Genomic DNA, 23,151 nt, shown 5'->3' on the forward strand with positions numbered 1-23,151 from the left:
GGTCGCTTTCAATACTTAGCAAGTCTATTCTTCCGAAAAAATTACCCTCTTCTGTTGTAACGTCCTTTGTTGAAATTGTTTTGATAAGCAAACAAACGTTGGCGTTGTGCTGGTGTCAGCACTTCCAGGATGTCTTTTTGTTTTGATTTTTCCAAACGTTGCACATTCTGAAAACTGCTGTATCTGTTATTTGAAGACATCAGGCGGTCGTAGTGGTTTTCGATCTTTTTGATCTTATTTTCCTGCTTCCGCGAAAGGCTCACAATCTGGTCCAGCTTGTTGATTTGAAACTCTTCGACAGCATTATCGCCACGCGAATTATTCATTGCCGGAACTTCATGACGGTAACGTTGCGCGAAGCCGTTTCCTACTGTCAATGTTACTATGGTTGCGATTGCTAAGATGGTCTTTTTCATGGTTTCTAATGATTAAATTGTTTGTTTATGTAGGTTAGAGGCCCTTTTTCAACAAACGTTTAACGCACTAAAAAGCCAATCTGCCAACTGGACCACTTCCCAGACCATCTGCCACTTTGCACCGATGAATGGTGTTGTTTCCAAAACTTTGTTACAAGAATCTTAAACAGTTATATTTGACTAGCAACTGACAACTCTCGAAATGTTAACGGCAGTAAAAGGGATATTTGAAAATGGGCAGATCACATTGATGGAAAAACCGCCTGTCAATAAGCGTATGGAGGTGATAGTAACATTCATCGATGAAACGCCCAAGCCTGCGAAAAAACGCAAAGCTGGTGTTGTAGCAGGAAAATTCAAGATGGCGGATGACTTTGATGAACCATTAGACGACCTAAAAGAATATATGTAAATGAAATATTTGCTTGACACACACTCATTAATATGGTTTCTAGAAAATAATCCCAAACTTTCATCCACAGCAAAAGCAATCATTGAAGACCTTGAAAATGAGATTTTTGTGAGTATTGTGAGTTGGCTGGAAATCTCCATCAAAGTTACCATTGGCAAACTAACGTTGCCTGCTTCGCTTTCAGAGATCATGTCGAAATCAGCATCGATTCAGATCAACCCAATCGGCATTCTGGAATCTCACATTATAGCTTACCAAAAGCTTCATTTTTTTGAAGAACACCGAGATCCGTTCGACCGGATTATCATCGTGACTGCTATCGCTGAGGGACTGGCAATCATCACTACTGATCCAAAATTCAAATTATACCAGGACAATGTTGTCCTGGTATGGTGAATGGTGTCCACTACTCACTCCGTAACGACTTAACCGGGTTCATAAGCGCTGCTTTGATGGCCTGGAAACTGACGGTCATTAGGGTAATAAGAATGGCGGTTATGGCTGAGACGGCGAAGACTACCCAGCTTAGCTCGATGTGATATTCATATTTTTTCAGCCAGTCGCTGAGGAAATACAATGCGATAGGCGACGCGATGGCACAGGAGACGATGACGAGATAGACGAATTCTTTTGAAAGCATTGCCCACATTTGCGCTACACTAGCTCCAAGCGCTTTCCGTATGCCGATTTCCTTCGTTCTTTGCTCTGCCGTATAAGCGGCCAGTCCGAATAGACCGAGGCAGGATATAAAAACCGCCAGCACTGCAAATACCCGCGCCAATTTGCCAATCCGCTCCTCTGCCCTGAATTTGGCTTCATATTCCTCATCCGCGAATTTAAATTCGAATGGTGAATCCGGATCGTGTTTTTTGAATATTGCTTCCAGTTTTTTCAGGGATTTGTCCACCGGCGCGCCTGGCAACAGCTTAATGTTGATCAGGTTGGCCCACTCGTAATCCATCAGAAAAACAGTCGGCACTGCCGGCTCGTAAGGCGATTGCATGACCATATCCTTAACAACGCCTACCACCTGTTTTGGCTTTCCATTGAAACGGATCGTTTTCCCGACAATGTCTTTTATTCCGGTGAGCTTTACAGCCGATTCATTCAAAACAAATGCAGCCGTGTCAGTTGAAAATTCTCTGGAAAAGTCGCGGCCGTCAATGATCTTCCAGCCTATTGTTTTACCAAAATCATGCGTAACAGCAATGGTGCCAAACAAGGGCATCGAACCCGGCTCCATTCCCTCCCACTCAAAACCAATCTGATTGGAATAAATGCCGGTTGTCGGACTGGACGATTCACTCATTTCGAACACGGCGCCGGATTTCAGCAGATCATCGCGCAACGGATAATATTTTCCGTAGAGATTGGGGGAGATATTAATTTGCAAAAGGCCCTGCCGGTCGTAGCCAACGGGGCGGTTTTTGGCATGCTGAATTTGCTGAAAAACGATAATAGTCCCGATTATCAATGTGATAGAGACCGTAAACTGCATCACAACCATCACTTTACGCGGCACAGCAGACCATTTCCCCACCTTAAATGTGCCTTTCAAAACCGAAAGCGGATTGAAAGATGACAGATAAAATGCTGGATAACTACCTGATATCAAACCGGTAAACAGCGAGAAGGCAAAAAGCATCAACCAAAACTGAAAATATTGCCAGGGGAAACTCACCCGCTTGCCAGAAAGATCGTTGAAAGCAGGCAGGGAAATCAAGACGATGAGAATCGCGAGAATCAATGCGAAGGAAACAACCAGAAATGATTCGCTCAGAAATTGAAAGATGAGCTGACTCCGCAGCGAACCGATTGATTTCCTGATCCCGACTTCCTTAGCGCGTTTTTCAGACCGGGCAGTGCTGAGATTCATAAAGTTGATGCAAGCCAGCAACAGCACAAAAATTCCGATAATGCTGAAAAGCCAAACGAACTGAATGCCGCCGCCTACATTTTTGCCATTCTTAAAATCAGAATACAAATGCCAGCGGCTCATCGGATGCAGAAAATACTGAGGCTTATCGGTCTTTGAAAAAGCATGCGGCAATTCAACGTCCCGGATTTTTAAAGACACTTTTTCAATGTCCGCATGATCGGCAACTTGTGCATAAAATTGGAAAGAATGGTTTCCCCACTGCGTCTGCGCTTCTTTCACCCAATTCTCCGCAAGCAGGTAATCGTTCCATGTCAGCAAAAGATTCAGATCGTTAAACTCAGAATTGAAAGGTATGTCTTCATAAACACCAGTCACTTTCACATCTTTTTTAATGTCCAGTTTGAGTGTTTTATTCAAAGGATCCTCATTGCCGAAAAGGGCTTTTGCAACAGATTCTGAGATGACAACCGAACCCGGGTCCTTCAATGCTGTTTTTAAATCCCCTTTCAACATTTTCAGCGAAAGCATTTCCGGCATTGCTGGCTGTGCCCACATGCCTGCCTTATTAATTTTCTTATCCCCATTGGCCAGCAAATGGCCGAAATTCCATGACGCCATGGAGGTGTTCTTGAAATCAGCAGAATACTTATTAGCCATTTCTGCCACCGCCGGCAACGAAACCGCTCTTCCGCTGCCAGTTTGGCCATTGAATGTCTGGCTTATGTATGCTTGCGTGAGCCTATCGTAGTTTTTGTGATACTTATTAAAAGAAAGCTCGTCCCAAACCCACAGACCAATCAGCATCGCAACCGCAATCCCTACGGCCAGGCCGGCAATGTTAATGAAAGAATAAATTTTGTTTTTTAAGAGGTTCCGGAATGCGATTTTGAAATAATTCCTGATCATGGCTACGCAGTTTTTGGGTGAATGGTTACTCGCTCCTTAAAGATGTCACAGGATTCACTAAAGCTGCTTTGACACTCTGAAAACTTATGGTGATTAAAGCAATAATGATTGCTCCGATGCCTGCAAGCACATATAACCATGCACTAATTTCTACCTGATAAGTGAAATCCTGTAACCAGCCCTTCATCACATACCACGCGATGGGAGATGCAATGACCAATGCGATCATGACCAATTTCACAAAATCCACTGAAAACAAACTGAAAATATTAAATGCGGATGCCCCTATGGCCTTCCGGATGCCCATTTCCTTCGTCCGCGACTCAGCCATGAAAGCGACAACCCCATACAGCCCGAGACAGCCGATGAAAATGGCAATAGCGGTCAGTATTTTGAAGAGATCAAATAGTTTGGATTCCTTTTCATAAAAGCTGTTGAGCGTTTCGTCGAGGAAGGTGTAGCTGAACAAGTAGTCGGGAAATGTTGCCGACCAGGCTTTTTCAATTCTTTCGATCTGCTTTGGGTCCGCATTTTTGGTGAGCTTGATCCCTAATGTGCCGTAATTTCCGCGTTGTGTGGTGAGTACGCACGGGATAATTTCACGGTGCAGACTATATGTATTGAAGTTTTTCACAACCCCAACAATAGGCAGCTTGTGCTCAGACCCACCGATGGTAAGCCGTTTGCCGATCGCGTCAGCCGGATTTTTGAAGCCCAGTTTTTTTACAAATGCTTCATTAACCACATATTCACGCATCGTGTCTGCTGGCAGATACATTCGACCGGCAACCATTTGCAATCCGTAAGTTCTTATATAAGCAGTGTCCGCAGGACGCATAACGATCTCGTAATCGAGAAATTCAGCATCGTTTTCATATTTAAACCCGGTTTGCCAATTACTCCGCGACATAGGCGTAAATGCGCTGAAACTCATGGATTTTATGCCAGGCTCATTGACTAATTTGGCATACAAACCTTCCAGAACACCCGGATCCTGTGCCGGAATTTGCATACTGATGATTTCGTCCTTTTGAAACCCAAGGTCAAGCGTACGGAAATATTTCATCTGACTGTAAGCGATCAATGTTCCAATGAGCACGATCTGGGAAATCGTGAATTGCAGAACGATCAGCCCGGAACGCAGGCTCGCCTGCCCTCTTCCCGATGTCCTCATTTTCCCTTTCAATGCAAGAATGGGCTGGTAACCCGACACCACCATGGCAGGATAGAAACCAGCAAGAATGGTCGTAAGAACTGTCAGCACGGCCAGAAACGCCATTACGGAAATGTCCGTCACAAAAATGACCCCTTCTGATTTAATATTTAAAATGTTGGCGACACTGGGAAGCACAATTTGCGCCACAATCAATGCGAGAATAACAGATAAAACGGTGATCAGCGCAGTTTCTGAGAAATATTGCCTTAATAACTGCCCGCGTGTGCTGCCCAGCACTTTTCTTACGCCCACTTCCCTCGCGCGGCGGAGTGCTTGCGCGGTGGCGAGATTTATGAAATTCACGCAAGCTGTAACCAAAATAAACATTCCAACCAGCACCATTGCCCAGATCATCCCTTTGCTGATCGTCCTGCCGGTATAGTTGGATGTTTTTGTATCAAAATGAATGTCATTAACGGGTTGTAAAATGTATTCTTCAACCGCGGCATCCTTTGGTTCTCTGTATTTTTTGACAAAAGAAACAAGCTGTTGTTCCATCTTCTCTTCGCTCATATTTTGAGGCAGCATCATGTACATTTGTCCGCCGCCGTATGAGCTTTGCCAGTCGTCCCAGTTCGTGAATGAGCCGTAGCCTTTCAGTGAAGCGAAAGAAAGCATTGTTGTAAAAGGAAAATTGGTGGTTGCCGGCGGGTCCTGGATAATGCCGGTAACTACAAAATTCATGTTGTTTTCAACCCTGATGGTCTTGCCCATTGGATCTGCATTCCCAAAGTATTTTTTTGCCTGACTTTCGGAAAGCACCACCGCGCCGGGATTATTAAGCGAGCTGGCAGCCGAGCCCTTCAACCATTTGTAATCGAATAGTTTAAAATATTGAGGATCGATAAACGAAACTGCATTGCTTTGTTCAAAATGCTTTTTGCGGTTCGGTCCTTCTCCGATTGTGATCAGCGCGCCGCGCATGGCATATGTGCATGAAATCTGGTTTCGTAATTCAGGAAAATCATTGCGCAACGCCGCCAGAGCCGGAAGCGGCATCCCGGTATTAAAGCCTTTATCGACCTCTCCTTTTGTGTGTTTCAAAATCCGGAATACGCGGTCGACATTTTTATGTTGCTGATCAAAACTAAGCTCGTAGCGAACCGTAAAAAAGATCAGAAGACAACAGACCAGCCCCAAAGTAAGCCCGGTAATGTTGATCAAAGTGAAATTCCAGTTACGCCTCAAATTCCTGAAAGAAGTGATAAGATAATTTTTGATCATGGTTGTTTAATGCTTTTCAATGGGAGAATGTTTGTAATCTTTCGTCTTACTCACTCACTCTTCAGCGAATTTACCGGGTTCATCAATGCGGCTTTAATGCTTTGAAATCCAACGGTTACCAAGGCGACCAGGATGGCGCTGAGGCCGACCAGGATGAAGATCAATGGGTTGATTTCGATGCGATAGGCGTAGTTGTCGAGCCATTTCTGCATAAGAAACCACGATAGGGGTGTGGCAATGACGATTGCGATCAGCACGAGTTTTACAAAATCTTTGGACAATACAAACACCAGACTGGCAATGCTGACACCCAGAACTTTGCGAACGCCAATCTCCTTGGTCCGCTGCTCCATCACGATCAATGCGACGGCAAATAACCCCAGACATGACAGGATGATCGCAATCCCGGATGCGAGACTGAAAACTTTGGACAAATGCCCTTCTTCCCTGTACCAGGAATTGGTGTTTTCGTCCACAAATGTTCCCGTGAACTCCGTTTCGGGTGCTACTTCTTTCCAAACGCTTTTCAACTTGTCCATAGCAATCCGAAGACTTTGCGGAGTAACCCTGACAAAAACATAATTAACTGATCCCGAGCCGCCTAAATGCATGGTAATCGGCTTCTTCTCATTTTTGGAAGAATACAGGTGAAAGTCTGGAACCATGCCAATGATCTGGTATTTAACGCCGGCCGTATCCGTTTGAAAATACTTTCCTACCGGATCTTTTTCCTGGATCATTTTGGCCATGCTTTCGGTAATAATCACCCTGTCGAGTGAGTCACTGGGAAAAGCCGGATTGAACTCCCGACCAGCCAGCAATTTGATATTCAATGCTTTGAGATAATCATAATCGATAGAAAGCCAGTCTGTGCTGATATCCTTCTCCTTATAGGTAAATCCGATCACACTCCGGGAAGTGCTTCTGTCCATTCCAACACCCAGATTAACGGCACTGCCACTGATTGCGAGCACATTAGGATCGCCTTCGAGCTCGTTGCGCAGTCTCTGCAACACTTTGTTACCATTGATCTTGTTACCAACAGGAATGCTGATGACCTGCTCTTTTTCAAATCCCAAAGGTTGTGTCCGCAAATGATTAACCTGCTGAACTGCGATAATTGTGCTGCATATCAATAAGCTTGACAACGTGAACTGCGCGATAATGAGCGAGTTGCGCAGCACACCCGGCTTCTTCAATGTCACTTTTCCTTTCAGCACTTCCACTGCATTAAACTTGGACATTTGCCACGCCGGGTAACCGCCTGCGATCAATGTTACCAGGATAAAAAGCCCCAGCAGCAACGCAATCTTGTCCGGTTCAAACATATAATCCAGACTAAGTTTGCTTTGAAAAGTAGCATTAAAGCTTGGCAGCAATAATACGGCAAGTATAACGCCTGTCAGAAATCCAAAAAAGCAGATTACTGCGGCTTCACCCCAGATCTGAAAAAACAGCTGTTTTTTCAACGCACCCAGCGACTTGCGGACGCCTACTTCCCTGGCGCGGATAAAGGATCTGGCAACATTGAGATTAATAAAATTAATACAAGCGATCAGCAGGATAAAAAAGCCGATTCCCATCAGGGCATAAATAAGCGCGATTGGTGCTGCGCCGCCACCTGAAACCTTGGAATTGAAATGCAGATTTGCCATATTTTCAATCCTGATGGCGAAAATATCTCCTCGTTCGTCGGGCTTTGCGCCCTTCCTTTTTAATGTGGTAATGCTTTCAGCAAAGTATTTCTGTGCAAATGGTTTCAGCCTTTTTTCGAAAGCAACCCGATCAGCATTTTTGGTTAATTTCAAATAAACCCGGTGTGAATATGCATCCCACTGCTCCTTGGATTGCTGATATCCGCCAGCGTTTTCGGTTCTTACAAATGCATCGTATTTGATAGACGAGTTCTCAGGAAAGTCTTTCAGCACACCCGTAACCACGTATTCTTTGCGATTGACATCCAGGCCAACTTGCAAAGACTTGCCCATCGGATCCTCTTTCCCGAATATAGCCTTCGCCATATTTTCACTGATAATGATGCTGCTGAGGTCTTGAAGCGCGGTTGCGGCGGTGCCTTTTACAAGCGGGAAAGTAAATATTTTAAGAAAATCAGGATCGGTGAACATGACCTGCTTATCGAAATATTTCCCTTTGTATTCCAGAACATCACTGCCATTCACCACCCTGGCAATGCTCTCTATCTCAGGAAATTCCGCTTTTAAAGCAGGTGTTATAGGAAAGGGCATTGAACCGGAAGCCTGCGCGTTTTCCGGGTCATTGGAAAAGAAATAAGTTTGATAAATGCGCTCTTTATCTTTATGAAAATCATCAAACGACATCTGAAAGTAGGCCGTCAGAAACAAAAATGCGCTGATGCAGAATGCAACGGACAAACCTGTGATATTGATCACAGCATAACCCTTACTCTTCCAAAGGTTACGAAATGCGATTTTGAGATAGTTTTTAAACATCAGAATTTTTGCTAATCGTTGTTTCTATTCGCTCTTCAAAGATTTTACCGGATTTGTAAGCGCCGCTTTAATCGCCTGCGTGCTAACCGTGATCATGGCAATAATGACCGCCAAGGCGCCTGCCACAACAAACATCCACCACTGAATGCTGATCTTGTAGGCGAAATCCTGCAACCATTGGTTCATGACATACCATGTAAGCGGTGTTGCTATCAGCATGGAAATGAGAACCAGTTTGATAAAATCACCTGAAAGCAACCCTACAATGCTGCCAATGGAAGCGCCCAAAACCTTTCTGACACCAATTTCCTTGATCCGCTGCTGGGCCGCGAAAGCTGCCAGTCCAAACAAACCAAGGCAAGAAATAAGGATGGAAATAATGGTAAATGAATTCACGATCCGTGCCGTGCGGGCATCGGCAGCATAATTACTCTGAAAATCCTGATCCAGAAACGTGTAAGAAAATGGTTCACCAGGAACCAATGCCTTCCATTTTGACTCAATAAAGGGCATAACCTGACTGACATTGTTCGTATTCACGTGGGCGATGATGTAATTGTGGTTTTCATTAGCGCTCAGGAAAAAAGCGTAAGGTTCGATGGCCTTGTGCAGATCCTGATAATGAAAATCCTTTACGACGCCGACAATTTCCAAAGAACCGATTCCATTTTCACCCATATCGAAGTCAAGATGCTGGCCAACCGCCTTGTCCACGGGGATAGCAAATTTCCTTAGTGTTGCCTCGTTGACCACGATTTTGTGATTGGTATCTCCTGGAAAAGCTGCTGAGAACATCCGGCCGGCTGCCATTTTGAATCCCATTGTTTCCATAAAATCCGGCGCAACCCAGTTGGTTTTTATCATTCCATCCTCATTCACACTTTGTCCGGGCAGAAAAACTGACATGTCGCTCGGGTTCAGAATGCCGGGATAATAGCTTGTTCCGGATGCCGCAGTGATCTGATTATTTTCCAGCATTTCATTACGGAGAGCAGTATACGCTTGCCTAGACTCCTCACTCCGGAATGGAATGACGATCTGCTGTTCCTTTGTAAAACCCAAGGGCTGCTCTTGCATGAATTTGATCTGACCCTGAATCACCATGGTCGCCACAACCAGTCCGATGGATATCACAAACTGGAATACAACCAATCCCCTCCGCAATGCAGTCGCGGACACCGAATTGACAAATTTTCCCTTGATAACATCCAGCGGATTGAAAACAGACAGATAAAAAGCGGGATAACTGCCCGCCAGTAAGCCGGTAATAAATGCTAATACGACAAATGACGCAATAATGACAGGTTGGAAAAGCGCTGACAAGGACAATGCTTTATCCGCAAGCTGATTGAAAACAGGAAGGGATAAGACCACAAATATGGCCGCAATGATCAGTGCCAGAAATGCTAGCACCATCGATTCGCCTAAAAACTGGCCGATCAAGCCGCTCTTACCCGCGCCCATTACTTTCCTCATGCCCACTTCCGCAGCACGTTTGGCTGAGCGTGCGGTGGCGAGGTTCATGAAGTTGATGCACGCAATGAGCAGTGTAAATATGGCGATGGAGGCCAGCACATACAGGTAAGTTGTACTGGTTGTGCTTGTTACAATTTTATCGATCTTGTTGAAAAGGTGAATGTCTTTGACTGGAAGCAACGCCAGCTTTTTATCAAAACCCGCAATTTTAAGATCCTTGCGGGCATATTTTTCAATAAATGAAGGAAGTTTCTGACCGAATTTCTCTGCACTTGTGCCTGGTTTCAAACGCAGATAATGGTAAAACATGTTGTTACTGGTAAAATTCAGATCAGGCTTCCGCAAATAATCGCCCACCCAGCCCGCATGCAGCGAAACAAAATAGTTGGCATCAATGTGCGATTTATCACCCTGACTTTTAAACACGCCCGTTACGCGAAAATTTTCGTTGTTACCGGTTTTACCGCCTATGCGGATCGTTTTGTCCAAAGCCGGACCGGCTCCGAAAAGCTTTTGCGCAACCGCTTCCGACAACACAACCGAGTGGGCGTCGTTCAATGAAGTTTTCGGATCTCCCTCTGCAAACTCATACGTGAACACATCAAAAAAAGTGGAATCCACATGAATCCCCTTTGTTTCATAAAATGATTTTTCTCCTTGTCCGGGCTGGTTTACACGAAAAAGCGCCTTGTCTTCCAGGAAATTCTGCCAGAGCCTGGTTACCTGAACCACTTCCGGAAATTCCGATTTTACCGCTTGCGCGTATGGTGCCGGACCGCGCGGATTGTCCATTGTCTCTCCATTGGACTGGACATTCTCGCTGCGCAGCAAATAAAGGTCATTGATGTGTTCGTGTTGCTGATCAAAAGAAATCTCACTTTGAATGTACAGCAGCAGCAACATGCAGCACGTCATGCCCACGGACAGTCCAAACACATTAATGGCGGAAAAGAGCTTACTTTTAAGCACATTCCGCCAGGCAATTTTTAAATAATTTTTGATCATGGCTAATCTTCCTTATTAATGTTGATATCCTTTTGATCCAGTGATATCAAATGGTTGAAGAGGATATTTTATTTTTCATAGCTAAATAGATATTCCTACCTAATGAATAATTATACCAAGGTCATTATACGGACATCAAACAGCTGACTATCAGTAATTTAAATCCATTTTAAAACAACAAAAGTGTCCGGTTTCGGACACTTTTGTTCGGTATTGGACTGGTTTTTGTGTTTAAATAATAATTCAGGACCGAAGCGGAAGAATTCGAACTTTTGCTTTCTGTTCAAGTAGGGTTACCAAGCTCCCTTCTTCCAAATAAACAGCATATTGAGCGAGACATGTAACAACTGTTTCTCCGATTAAGTGTGGCAATAAACTTTGGCTTCTGATCTGAAAAACGCTGGGAGCGGAAGCATTCGTAGCGGCTAATATGGATCCGAAATCCAGGTCATTTGTAAAAACAATGTAATTATTCAGCCGCGCATATTCAAAGATGATTGCGTCCTGGTCTATCGCTTTCCCGACCGATGACCAGTGAACTGAATGAATATTCTTATCAGCAAAAAATCCGACCCATGAAGGCGACAAGTTCATGTCAATTAGTATCTTCATGCAGCTAGGAATGGCATTTCAATTTCCTCAGAGCGCCAGGCAGCATAGGATAAAGCTTGTTTAATATCCTCAATTTCAATGTATGGATAAGCGCTTAAAATATCATCAAATGTGCTTCCGGAAGCCACAAGACCAACGAGCGTGCCAACCGTAACCCGCATTCCACGGATGCAAGGCTTGCCCCCCATCAATTTCGGATCAAAAGTTATTCGGTCTAATTTCATGTCTTTTTTATTATTGTGCTTCCCAAATTTAACTAATATTACAAAACCTGCCTAATCCAAAACGTTTCTCTCATAGCAACACCCGTAAAATGAAGCTTATCATTGACGGTCATCACCTCACGAACAGAATTTCTGTAAAAGCCTGGTTACCACAGCATCTGGAAGGCAATTTTTTAAATCACTTGTAAGCATTGCCCAAATTTACCAGGAAGGGCTGATATCAATAATCACTCGGTTTTTAACGATTTTACAGGGTTTGTCAGTGCAGCTTTGATGCTTTGATAACTGATCGTGAACATTGCAATGATAATCGCGGCGGAGCCTGCTAGCGCGAAAAGCCACCATTTAAGGTCGATTTTGTATTCAAATCCGTGCAGCCATTTGTCCATAAAATAGTAGCCCACCGGCGATGCTATGGCGATGGAGATCAATATCAACATTAAAAAATCTCGCGAAAGTAATGATACAATGGCAGTTACAGAAGCACCGAGCACTTTCCTGATCCCGATTTCCTTCATTCGCCGTTCAGCTGTAAACGTGGCCAGACCGAACAAACCTAAGCTTGATATGAGCACTGCAATCGTTGTGAATGTATTGAACAAGGTGGCTGTTTTGGCTTCGTTTTTATAAATTTTGTTATATGTTTCATCCAGGAAAGTATATTCGAGCGGATAGTTAGGTATCATTTCTTCCCAAACCTTTTGGGTAGCACGAATGGCCTCGGCGTCCCTGCCGGGTTGTGCTTTTACATAAATTCCCAGGCTCCAGGATAAGTCGTTGAATAACACCAGAGGCTCAATTTTTTCACGCAGGCTTTTATAATGAAAATCCTTCACGACTCCTATTACAACACCCTTTTTGCCTTGAAAATCAAATCTTTTACCGATAACCGGCTTTTTAAGCAATAATTTTTTAACGGCGGTTTCGTTTAGCACCACATTCTGTTTGTCGGTCGTCCGGTTGTCATCAAACCAGCGACCTTCCGCTATTTTAAGTCCAAACATGGATTGAAAATTGGACTCCACAGCCAGCTGAGAAACGATTGGATTAAAATCTTTTGGCCTTCCATCCCAATCGTACGAACCTGTGGTGCTGCTATTTATCTGCACAATGCTCTGACTCGAAATGGTCACATCCGCAATGCTCGACTCACGCAAGAGCCGCTCTTTGAAAGTTGTGGGCTGTATTTTATTCTTCATCGGCCAGGGCATCCGGAAACCAAAAGCGTGCGCGCGGTCGTAACCCAGCTCTTTTTCACGAATAAATTTCATCTGTTGAAACACAACGAGCGCCGAAATGAGGAAAACGACCGTAACTGTAAATTGCAAAACAACCAGCCCCTTCCTGAAACTTGCACTGGAAGAACCCAAAACATTGCTCCCGCGGAGAATTTCAAAGGGTTTGAATGAAGAAAGCAGAAGGGAAGGATAAATGCCTGTCAGCAGAATTGCCAAAATAGTGGTCCCAACAAGCACTAACCAAAGCGGCTTATTAGAAAATGAAAGCTCAAAAGTCTTTTCTGTAACACCATTGAACAACGGCAATAGCATATAGATCAGTAACAATGCCAGACCAAAAGCCATCAGGCAAGTCAGTACGGATTCTGTCATGAATTGCGCAAAAAGGTGCGAATGCTTTGCGCCCAGCAACTTTTTCACCCCCACTTCTTTCGATCTGATACTGGCCCGTGCGGTGGTAATGTTGACGTAATTGATACACGCCACAAGCAAAATAACCAAGGCCATGCCGAAAAAGATATAAATCGTTTTTTTGTCACCTTTGCTTTTATCCGAACCTTGAAGTTCCGTATTGAAATGCATGTTCGTCAAAGGCTCGGCTTCCAACACGATATCTGACGAGGGTTTTCCTTTATCATCCTTCTTAAATTTGGAAATAAGGGCAGTTAGTTTTGTAGCCACCTTTTTACGATCGGCATCGTGCCTGAGCAGAACGAATGTCTGATAATTAAACTGGTTCCAGCTCTTTTCACCTTCATAAGTTCGTGGATTGGCGAGATATGCGCCTAATGGCAAAATATAGTCGTATTGAAAGCTCGAATTTGGGGGATTATTTTTATAAACAGCCGCGATCGTATAGTCGAGCGTATCGATCCGCATAATTGTTCCGGCGACATTCGTGCGCCCGAACAACTGCCGGGCCTTAGCTTCCGTAATGGCAACATTTCGGATTGCCGAGCCGAATTGCATCGCCGACCCATCCACGAAATGGTAGTCAAACAAGCTAAACCAGTTCGTATCCACATAAACAGCATTTTCTCCAATAATCTTTCGGTCACCAATACGAACAGGAAGGTTTGAAGCAGTATTAACACGGGTAACCGCTTCAATTTCAGGGATTACTTTCGTTTCCTCAGCTAGCAAAAGAGGCGTGGCCGACCAATGCCAGGTGTCTTCTTCGCTAACCTTCAAATGCGTCACAATCCGACTGATCCGATCTGACTTTTTATGAAAATTGTCAAAACTCAGCTCATTTTGTACCCATAGCAAAATAAAAACGGCTGCTACCATTCCACCGGTTAGCCCGGCAACATTCAACGTGGTGAACAGACTTGCACTTCGCAGGTTCCTAAGGGCGATTTTAATCTGGCTGCTAAGCATCACATTACAATTTAAGATAATTACTCACTTCTCAACGACTTAGCCGGATCCAGCATAGCTGTTTTCAGGCTTTGGTAACCGACGGTTAGTATTGCAACTGTAATTGCCAGTAATGCTGCGACCACAAAATACCACCATGAAATTGCAATGCGATAAGGGAAGTCGCGCAACCACGTGTCTGCCGCGTAATATGAAAACGGCAGTGCAACGACAATTGCTACCAATACAAGTTTGATAAAATCCGAGGATAACAATGCTGCAATGCTGGCTGCGGAGGCGCCCAGCACTTTCCTGATGCCAATTTCCTTCACCCGGGTTTCCGCATTGAATGTGGCCAAGCCGAAGAGTCCTATGCAGGAAACAAAAATCGATAATATGGCCGCTAATGTGATCATTTCCTTCCATTTTGCCTCGGATTCATAACGTTTCAGATTTTTGGCGTCCTCAAACTGATATTCGAATGGCATGAATGGCACGTATCTACGAAATATTTTTTCAACCGTTTTTACGGTTTCAACATTGTTTCCGCCGGTCAACTTCAAAAACAATGTACTCTTCCCGTAATTCGGGTCCTGCGTCATCAGCAACGGTTTTATCGTGTCTTTCAGCGAAGCGTAATGGTAATTTTTCACCACACCTATCACCGTCATTTTCTGATTTTTCCATTCAAAATTAATCTCCTTACCGATTGGATTTTTCCAGCCCGCCTTTTTCACAAATGCTTCATTTACCACCACCGATTGTACCGGATCGGAGGGAAAACTTTTAGAAAAATTCCGGCCTCTAGCAATCGGGATTTCCAAAGTTTTTAGAAAATCGTCATCCACACCAATGTATCCAAAATCAATTTTGCCAGTCTCAATATCTCCCAGCGTACCATTGTAGTTGCCATTGAAAGCGCCTACTTTTTCAACACCTGCAATGGTTTCCAATTCCGCTTTTACAACCTCGAGATATCGTTCACCTGAACGACCGCGACCCAGGCTAAAACTCATCAGGTTTTTATCATTGTAACCTAAGTTTTTGTTTGTAAGATATTTGAATTGGGAATAGATGACAATGGTGCCGATGACAAGGCATATCGACAATGCAAATTGGAAAACGACCAGGCCCTTTGTCAGGTAATTTTTCTGTGTCAGTTTGGTCCGGTTGTACAAAGTTTGTGCGGGACTAAAACCTGAAAGCACCAATGCCGGATAAAAACCAGCAACCATTCCCGTAACCAGGAATAAGGCGAAATATCCGGAAACGAGTTTAATGTCGAGTAAATAAGAAAGTGCTAGTTGCTTATTAGCCAACTCGTTGAATGTGGGTAAAACAGCAAGCGTCAAAACGACGGCAAGGGAAAAAGCGATAAAAGAAAGCAGGAAGGACTCTCCCAGAAACTGATACATTAACTGTTTGCGCTGGCTTCCCACAACTTTGCGAATGCCAATTTCCTTCGCCCGGTTTAAAGAGCGAGCAACGGTTAGGTTCACAAAATTAATGCAAGCGATAAGCAGGATAAAGATGGCTATACCGGAAAGGATGTATGAATAAATGGGACTGCTGCCGCGACCAAGCCCGTTGCGCAAATCGCTTATTTCGCTATCAAGATGAATATCCAGGAATGGTTGCAGGCTGAAACTGATCCTTTGGTCGAAATCTTTGATCTTGCTGATCTCCTCCGCAGACTTTGTTTTAAAAACCTGATTCAGTTTTGGAACGACCGTTCTGTAATTCGCTTTTTCGTGCAGCAGCACAAATGTGTTCATATAAAAACCTAACCATTCTTTATCAGTCCAGCCTCTGGTAACCTGCAATTCAAACGGGATCACGGCACCAAACTGAACGGATGAATTCTGCGGGCATTTTTTGGCAACCCCGGATACGATCAATTTTTCGAAGTTATCGTCTATTTTCAACTCCATCGTCTTACCGACTGCATCCGTTGTATTGAAATATTTCTCCGCAACCTCTTCTGTCAAAACGATGGAATTGACATTGGCAAGCACCGTTTTGGGATCTCCCGCAACGAGCGGCATCGAAAACACAGTGAAGAAATTGTTATCTGCGAAAAGCACATCTTCGCTCAACAGCTCATTCCCTTTTCTGGTGACGAATGTGTTGCTTTGGGCTCTTACGATCTCCTTAATCTCCGGAATTTCCTGCTTGAAGCTTGGCCCGTGAATGGTGTTGGTGCTGCCAATCGTGCGGGTCTCGCGGCTGTCCGACATGGTTACCTTGATCCGGTAGAGCTGGTCTTTATTTTCCTGAAACCGGTCAAAACTGACTTCATCCTTGGTATAAAGGACAATCAGCATGCAGCAGGTAAGTCCAAGCGATAGCCCGGCAATGTTGATAAAGGAAAAAATCTTATTCCTCGTCAAATTACGAACCGCAATTTTGAGATAGTTCTTGATCATGGCTTGGATGAAGATAACGGTGACTTATGATTGTGTCTTTTTTTAGTTAACTTTGGTAATACGCAAATGCATTTAGCTATGGAATTGATCAGGGAAATCATAGTGCCGACCGGTAACTCTTACACACTCAACCTGCCGGACGAAATGATCGGCAAACAGGTTGAAGTAATTGCTTTTGAAATTGAAAATTGCGTTCAAGATGTTGATATTGAGAGCAAGGAGCGAGAACAAAAAATTGAGCAGATCCGCGAAATCTACAAAGACTCTCTTGTCGATTTGAGCAATTTTAAATTTGACCGTGACGAAGCGAATAATTACGATGAGTAAAGTTGCTTTGGATACGAACATCTTAATATACCTGTATGATTTTTCCGATGAAAAAAAACGACATATCAGTGAATTACTGCTAGCCGTTAGACCTGCAATAAGTGCGCAAGTGATATCAGAATATTTAAATGTAACTAAGCGGCTGCAAAAACTACCCAAGCTTGAAGTTCTTGAAAAGTGTGTCAAACTGCTGGCGTTTTGTGACATTATTCCGCTAAATGTGAAAACCATGGAAAAGGCTTTGCTACTGCTCAGGAAGCACGATTTCCAAATGTTCGACAGCATAATCATCGCTTCTGCATTGGAAGCTAATTGCAGCATTCTATATTCAGAAGATTTGCAACATAACCAGCTGATTGAGAATAAACTTACCATCGTCAATCCGTTTATATAATTAACTCCGAACGCCCCTCTCCTACTCCCCCCGCAAGGACTTCACAGGATTCATTAGCGCTGCTTTTATGGCCTGGAAACTTACTGTGAATAAAGCGATCAGTAGTGCCGCAATGCCGGCTACCATAAAATACCACCATTCCATTTCGATCCGATAAGCATATTTCTCAAGCCAGCTTTGGAGGAAGTAGCCTGCTATCGGGAATACAATTAATGCAGCAATGGCAACCAATTTTACAAAATCCATGGACAGCATGCCAACCAGGTTTGTCACACTCGCGCCGAGCACTTTTCTGACACCGATTTCCTTCGTTCGCTGCTCTGCCGTGAAAGCTGCAAGCCCAAACAACCCCAGGCAGGAGATGAAAATCGCGAGGAAGGCAAAGTAATTGGAAAGTTTGCTTACGACCGTTTCGGCCTTGTATAAATTGCCAAACTCTTCGTCGGCGAAACGATATTTGAATGGAAATCCAGGGTTATATTGCTTGTAAACCTTCTCAATGCTTGCTATGGCCTGCTTCGTTTTACCAGCTTCCGTCAGGATCAGCGCCGCGCCCCAGTTTTCCTTTTTAGATTGCAGATTTATTATGAGCGGCTCAATAGCGACGTGCAGCGAGCCAATGTGAAAGTCTTTCATTAGCCCGATAATCCTGCCCTTTTTGCGCCACATGGTCAGCTCCTTCCCTACCGGATCTTTATAACCGATTTTCCGGGCTGCCGCTTCATTGATAAGATAATTGGATGTGTCCGTGCCGAACTGTGGATTGAAATCCCTGCCATCCAACAACTTGATTCCCATTGTTTTTACAAAATCAAAGCCTACCGGATTCACATTGAAAAGCATGCGTTGCGTGGTGTCTTTACCCGGCCAGATTACGCCCATTGTAGAACTCCCAAAATCCATTGGACTAGCCTGCGAAACCGTTACTGCCTTAATGCCCGGCTCACCTTCTAAAACCTGTTTGAATGAGGCAAAGCTCTTCGGCATTCCTTTCTCTATATCACTGATATACAAAAGGTTGCTTCTGTTGAAACCGAGATTTTTGTTTTGGATAAATTCAATCTGGCGATAAACCACGATCATGGAAAGGATCAATAGAATGGACAGGCCAAACTGAAAAACCACCAGTCCCTGCCGGAAATAAGCAGCGCTCGGCTTGAATTTCAAAGCACCTTTAAGCACAACAACAGGGTTCAATGAGGACATGAACAAAGCCGGATAACTTCCGGCAAAAACGCCTGTAATGGTTGTTAAAACCAAGAGCAGAAGCAGCAATGTAGGATTGAAGAAATTGAGCGATAACTGCTTCTCGGTTAATGTATTGAATGAAGGAAGCAGCACGGCCACTAAAATAAGGGCAAAGGCTAGCGCAAGCAATGTGATAAGAATTGACTCGCCCATAAATTGACCAACCAAACTGGATTTGTAAGCGCCAACCACTTTGCGCAAACCCACTTCCTTCGCCCGCTTTACCGACCGTGCAGTCGCGAGGTTCATGAAATTTATGCAGGCGATAACCAGGATAAAAATGGCCACAATGGTAAACAGACGCACATATTCTATTCTGCCGCCATTTTGTTTACCCGAATCCCATTTAGAATAAAGATAGGACTGGCCGTAATTGACAAGGAACAGATCAATGTTGCTGTCCTTGTTTTTAGTTTTCAGATAACCCCTGATTTTGGCGTTTACCTTGTTGATATCAGCATTCTTGTCGAGCAAAACTATGCAGCGCGGGCCATTGTTTCCCCATTCTTTTGCCCAGTCGTTGCCCTTAATCCAACGATCGTAACTCATAAGAAAATCGAACTTGAGGGACGAATAGGAAGGAATTTCCTTTAAAACGCCGGTTACGATCACATCGTCCTTATTATCAACCCGAATGGTTTTTCCCATCGGATCCTGCCCTTTGAAATATTTATCTGCGAGCTTTTGTGAAATTACAATTCCGTCGGGGCGCTTTAATGCTGTTTTTGGGTTGCCCTGGCTGAGATCAAACGAGAAAATGCTAAGAAAATCGCCTTGTACGTAGCGGCCCTTCTCGTTGTCGAAATTGTTTCCGACTGCCAGCACGGGCGCTTCCTCCCAAAGCCATTGGCTGGCCATTTCAATCTCGGGAATGTCTTTTACGATGTGATCGGCCAGGATCCCTGGGGTAGCGGCAAATGTGTTGATCACCCCCGAGTAAAACTGGTTCTCCATAACGGAGAAGATCCGGGTGTCATTTTTGTGAAACCGGTCCATCTTGATCTCATCCTGCACCCACAACATAATGAGCAGGCTGCAAGCCATTCCCAAGGCAAGACCAAGAATATTGATGAGGCTGAATGTCTTGTTTTTCAACAAGTTGCGCCAGGCGATTTTAAGATAATTTTTGAGCATAACGAGTGGTAATCGGCTGTCGGCCGTCGGCTATGGATTGCTAAAAAAATCTTGTTTCAACCGTAATCCAATCAATTCGCGAAGGCGGAAAGTGGATGACTGAAAGCCAACAACTGCCCCCTACTCGCTGCGCAGGCTTTTCACCGGGTTCATCAGTGCGGCTTTGATACTTTGGAAGCTTACGGTCAATAAGGCGATTAAAATGGCCAGCACGCCTGCGCCTGCAAACATCCACCAGGTCATGTCAATATGATAAGCAAATTCGCTCAACCACGTGTTCATGCCATACCAGGCAATCGGACTTCCAATTAAGATTGCTAGCAAGACGAGCTTGATGAAATCTCTGGAAAGCAATCCAACTATATTAGACACACTTGCGCCGAGAACTTTTCGAACCCCGATTTCTTTGGTTCTGCGCTCGGCTGTGTACGCAGACAGTCCAAATAAGCCAAGGCACCCAATAATGATCGATATAATAGCAAAGGTGATGAAGATCTGGCCTACACGTTGCTCACTTCTGTATACGTTGTCGAAATCCTCGTCCATAAACCGGTAACTAAAGGGCTGTCCGGGCGCCATGCTTTTCCATACCCGCTCTATTTGCTTTATAGTTTGAACAACATCATTGCCTTTTAACCGAACGGCCATTGTTTCGGAGCTTGGGTGAAGTATAAGACTTAATGCACCGATATTTTTACGAAGCGATTCGAAGTGAAAGTTTTTGACAACACCGATGATCGTATAGTCTTTTTTGTCTTTCTCATTTTGAGAAAATATTTTTTTACCAACAGGATCTGCATAACCTAGAATCTTGGCGGCAGATTCGTTAATGATAATTCCTGTGGAATCAGAGGGGAAGTCTTTGTTAAAAGCACGGCCACTTTTCATTTTAAGGTCCAGCGTGCTTACAAAATCATTGTCAACAGACCAGAACTGCATATTAATGGCCTTATCCTGCTGCATTTGTCCAACAGGGAAAAAAGTGTGGTCGCTTCTGGAAGACGGTGTTGGCAGATAGCTGGTTATCGTGCCATTTTGCACATCGGGAAGTTGGAGGATTTCATTTTTAAATGCATTTACCTGCTTGTCAAGCACATAAGCATCATTAATGATCAGCACCTTATCTTTATCAAAGCCAAGCGTTTTGGTCTGGATATAATTCAGTTGCCTGAAAATAACGCCGGTGCCAACAATCAGCATGACGGAAATCATGAACTGAAATACCACGAGTGAGTTGCGGAGATAGCCGCCCTTCCCTTCGGTCGCAACCGCGTTTTTAAGCACTTTAAGCGGCTTGAACGCGGAAAGGAAGAAAGCCGGGTAACTTCCAGCCAAAACACCAACAAATGCTCCGGTGAAAATACAAATGCCCCAGAACCAGACGCTTCCAAACGGAAACTCTATTTCCTTATTCGCCAGATTATTGAATATGGGCAATGTTAAATAAGCGATAATTAAAGCTAAACTCAATGCAATAAAGCTTAACAATACTGCCTCGGTGAGAAACTGGCTTATTAAGGAGGATCTTTCGGAGCCCAGTGCTTTCCGTACGCCTACTTCCTTTGCCCTGTTTGAAGATCTGGCGGTGGCCAGGTTCATGAAATTCACACAAGCGATTACCAATAAAAAAATAGCGACTACCGCAAAAATGTAGACATACTGAATATTTCCGTTGGCGCTTATCTCAGCTTGCCGTTCCGATTTTAAATGGATATCTGTTAACGGGATCAATGTGTAGTGAATGTAGCTGCCCGATTTAAGTATCTGATCCAGCGATGCGCCCATGATCTTCTGCACCCATTTGCCGGTATAATTTTTGATGATTGTGTCGAAATTCTTTTCAAACTTTTGTGGATCCGTGCCTTTCCTTAGCAAGAAATAGGTATTGAAATTGTGGCTGCCCCAATTATCTTCCCTGCTCTCGCTAAGTGAACTCATCGAAATGAGCATGTTTAGATTACTGAAATGCGAATGCGCAGGCATATTTCGCATGACGCCCGTGACCGTGTAAGTCTCTTTATCGTCCAATACAAGTGATTTTCCCACCGGATTTTCTTTTCCAAAATACTTTACAGCATCCCGTTCAGAAATGACCATTGTATTAGGCTGAGAAAGCACATTGCTCACATTACCCGCAAGGAGTGGCTGAGAAAAAACTTCAAAAAAAGTTGAATCTGCAAACACCACCTGATCTTCTTTCAAATTATTAACAGAATTGGTCCGGCGAACGAGAAAGCTTCCTTTATCTCTCAACCGGGTTGCAGCTTCGAGCTGCGGATAATCTTTTTTCATTATGAAAGCCAGTGGATCCGGTGCCACTGCAAGCTTCATATCAGCCCCACCGAAGCGTATATCGGAATTGACCCGGTAAATCCGCTCTGCATGGTCGAACGATTTATCATAACTAAGCTCATCCACGACATATAGCGTAATCAGCAAACAGCTCGCCAGTCCCAATGCAAGGCCGAAAATGTTCAGGAACGAGTAAAACTTATGTTTACGCAGGTTCCGCCAGGCGATCTTGATGTAATTTTGCAGCACGTAATGTTGAAAGGATGTGGTGTCAAACGCCTGTTCCCGGCAGCTCTATTTCTATTTCAAAATCATCAATAATGTCCTGGCGATCTTCCTCCGACTTTTCCGAAGCATTCACAGTCTTCTCGTAAATGAATTCTTCATTCTGCTTGTTGAAACGGTATCTTAGAAAAAGCTCGCCGGATTCCGGGTTGTATCTTACTTGTTTGGTATAACCATTTTCGCCAGGGATGGTGGAGGTTTTCTCATTATTATTGTCCGAAACCCAAATGTGCGCCTTGGCGTCATTGGAAGAATAAATAACCGGTTCCATCGGCTCTAAGGGTGCCGGAGGAGCCGGAGGTGTGGGTTTGGACGGAGATTTGGGTTCAGGCGGGGCGGGCAGGTCCATGTTGCCTGCCTCAATGGAGTCCAGAACTTTGTCCCGCAGTGCCATACGCTCCTCTTTCGTGAGTTCTTCTACATCAAATGACCTTTCAAAATCAACTCCTTTTCCGTCGATCGTGCCCGTCACGCGAATGGATAATGTTTTTCCATCATCGTCAATGCTTCTGCTCAGATGATTTTTCTTCTGGGCAATCGCCAGCGTGCTGACACCGGCAAGTAAAATGGTAAGGAGTTTTTTCATGGTCAGATTTGGTAGTTAGGC

16 protein-coding genes are annotated in these 23,151 nt (G+C 44.2%); 4 read left to right on the top strand and 12 right to left on the bottom strand.

Features of this window, described 5'->3' with window-relative positions:
* Nucleotides 1-41: 41 nt before the first annotated feature.
* Entirely contained in the window at nt 42-416 is a 375-nt protein-coding gene (locus NFI81_RS14105; RefSeq protein WP_234611812.1) for a hypothetical protein, read from the bottom strand.
* 202 nt (nt 417-618) lie between these two features.
* Here NFI81_RS14105 and NFI81_RS14110 point away from each other — a divergent pair, with 202 nt between their 5' ends.
* Both NFI81_RS14110 and NFI81_RS14115 read left to right on the top strand, forming a co-directional pair.
* Nucleotides 619-828, top strand: coding sequence for a DUF2281 domain-containing protein (locus NFI81_RS14110; RefSeq protein ID WP_234611811.1), 210 nt, complete (start codon nt 619-621; stop codon nt 826-828).
* Entirely contained in the window at nt 829-1,224 is a 396-nt protein-coding gene (locus NFI81_RS14115; protein ID WP_234611810.1) for a type II toxin-antitoxin system VapC family toxin, read from the top strand.
* Between the two features lie 10 nt (nt 1,225-1,234).
* Here NFI81_RS14115 and NFI81_RS14120 read toward each other — a convergent pair whose 3' ends face one another.
* From NFI81_RS14120 to NFI81_RS14155, 8 genes are all read right to left on the bottom strand, one after another.
* A complete protein-coding gene (locus NFI81_RS14120) occupies nt 1,235-3,613 on the bottom strand; it encodes an ABC transporter permease (protein ID WP_234611809.1) in 2,379 nt (792 codons plus the stop codon).
* A gap of 25 nt (nt 3,614-3,638) precedes the next feature.
* Nucleotides 3,639-6,053: an ABC transporter permease gene (locus tag NFI81_RS14125; protein ID WP_234611808.1), complete on the bottom strand. Its 2,415-nt coding sequence runs from the start codon at nt 6,051-6,053 to the stop codon at nt 3,639-3,641.
* 50 nt (nt 6,054-6,103) lie between these two features.
* Nucleotides 6,104-8,524 (bottom strand): ABC transporter permease, encoded by a 2,421-nt coding sequence (locus NFI81_RS14130; protein WP_234611807.1) that lies wholly within the window; start codon nt 8,522-8,524, stop codon nt 6,104-6,106.
* Nucleotides 8,525-8,548: 24 nt separating this feature from the next.
* Entirely contained in the window at nt 8,549-11,005 is a 2,457-nt protein-coding gene (locus NFI81_RS14135; RefSeq protein WP_234611806.1) for an ABC transporter permease, read from the bottom strand.
* A 243-nt stretch (nt 11,006-11,248) separates the two neighbouring features.
* A complete protein-coding gene (locus tag NFI81_RS14140; RefSeq protein ID WP_234611805.1) occupies nt 11,249-11,617 on the bottom strand; it encodes a DUF5615 family PIN-like protein in 369 nt (122 codons plus the stop codon).
* Complete coding sequence (locus NFI81_RS14145; RefSeq protein WP_234611804.1) at nt 11,614-11,841, bottom strand: DUF433 domain-containing protein; 228 nt, start codon at nt 11,839-11,841, stop codon at nt 11,614-11,616. The genes NFI81_RS14140 and NFI81_RS14145 overlap by 4 nt, the downstream gene beginning before the upstream one ends.
* Before the next feature lie 227 nt (nt 11,842-12,068).
* The gene (locus NFI81_RS14150; RefSeq protein WP_234611803.1) at nt 12,069-14,459 is read right to left on the bottom strand and encodes an ABC transporter permease; all 2,391 of its coding nucleotides are present in this window, start codon (nt 14,457-14,459) and stop codon (nt 12,069-12,071) included.
* 20 nt (nt 14,460-14,479) lie between these two features.
* Nucleotides 14,480-16,864, bottom strand: coding sequence for an ABC transporter permease (locus tag NFI81_RS14155; protein WP_234611802.1), 2,385 nt, complete (start codon nt 16,862-16,864; stop codon nt 14,480-14,482).
* 66 nt (nt 16,865-16,930) lie between these two features.
* Between NFI81_RS14155 and NFI81_RS14160 the strand changes: the two genes are divergently transcribed.
* Together NFI81_RS14160 and NFI81_RS14165 are read left to right on the top strand one after the other, a co-directional pair.
* On the top strand, nt 16,931-17,191 hold the full coding sequence (locus tag NFI81_RS14160) for a hypothetical protein (protein ID WP_234611801.1): 261 nt from the start codon (nt 16,931-16,933) through the stop codon (nt 17,189-17,191).
* Nucleotides 17,184-17,585: a PIN domain-containing protein gene (locus tag NFI81_RS14165; protein WP_234611800.1), complete on the top strand. Its 402-nt coding sequence runs from the start codon at nt 17,184-17,186 to the stop codon at nt 17,583-17,585. The genes NFI81_RS14160 and NFI81_RS14165 overlap by 8 nt, the downstream gene beginning before the upstream one ends.
* Nucleotides 17,586-17,606: 21 nt before the next feature.
* Here NFI81_RS14165 and NFI81_RS14170 read toward each other — a convergent pair whose 3' ends face one another.
* The 3 genes from NFI81_RS14170 to NFI81_RS14180 form a co-directional block, all read right to left on the bottom strand.
* Complete coding sequence (locus NFI81_RS14170; RefSeq protein WP_234611799.1) at nt 17,607-19,967, bottom strand: ABC transporter permease; 2,361 nt, start codon at nt 19,965-19,967, stop codon at nt 17,607-17,609.
* 120 nt (nt 19,968-20,087) lie between these two features.
* Nucleotides 20,088-22,508, bottom strand: a complete 2,421-nt coding sequence (locus NFI81_RS14175; RefSeq protein WP_234611798.1) for an ABC transporter permease — start codon at nt 22,506-22,508, stop codon at nt 20,088-20,090.
* Nucleotides 22,509-22,530: 22 nt separating this feature from the next.
* Nucleotides 22,531-23,130, bottom strand: a complete 600-nt coding sequence (locus NFI81_RS14180) for a hypothetical protein (protein ID WP_234611797.1) — start codon at nt 23,128-23,130, stop codon at nt 22,531-22,533.
* Between the last annotated feature and the right edge of the window lie 21 nt (nt 23,131-23,151).

This window comes from Dyadobacter fanqingshengii, from assembly GCF_023822005.2.
Classification (GTDB): Bacteria; Bacteroidota; Bacteroidia; order Cytophagales; family Spirosomataceae; genus Dyadobacter; species Dyadobacter fanqingshengii.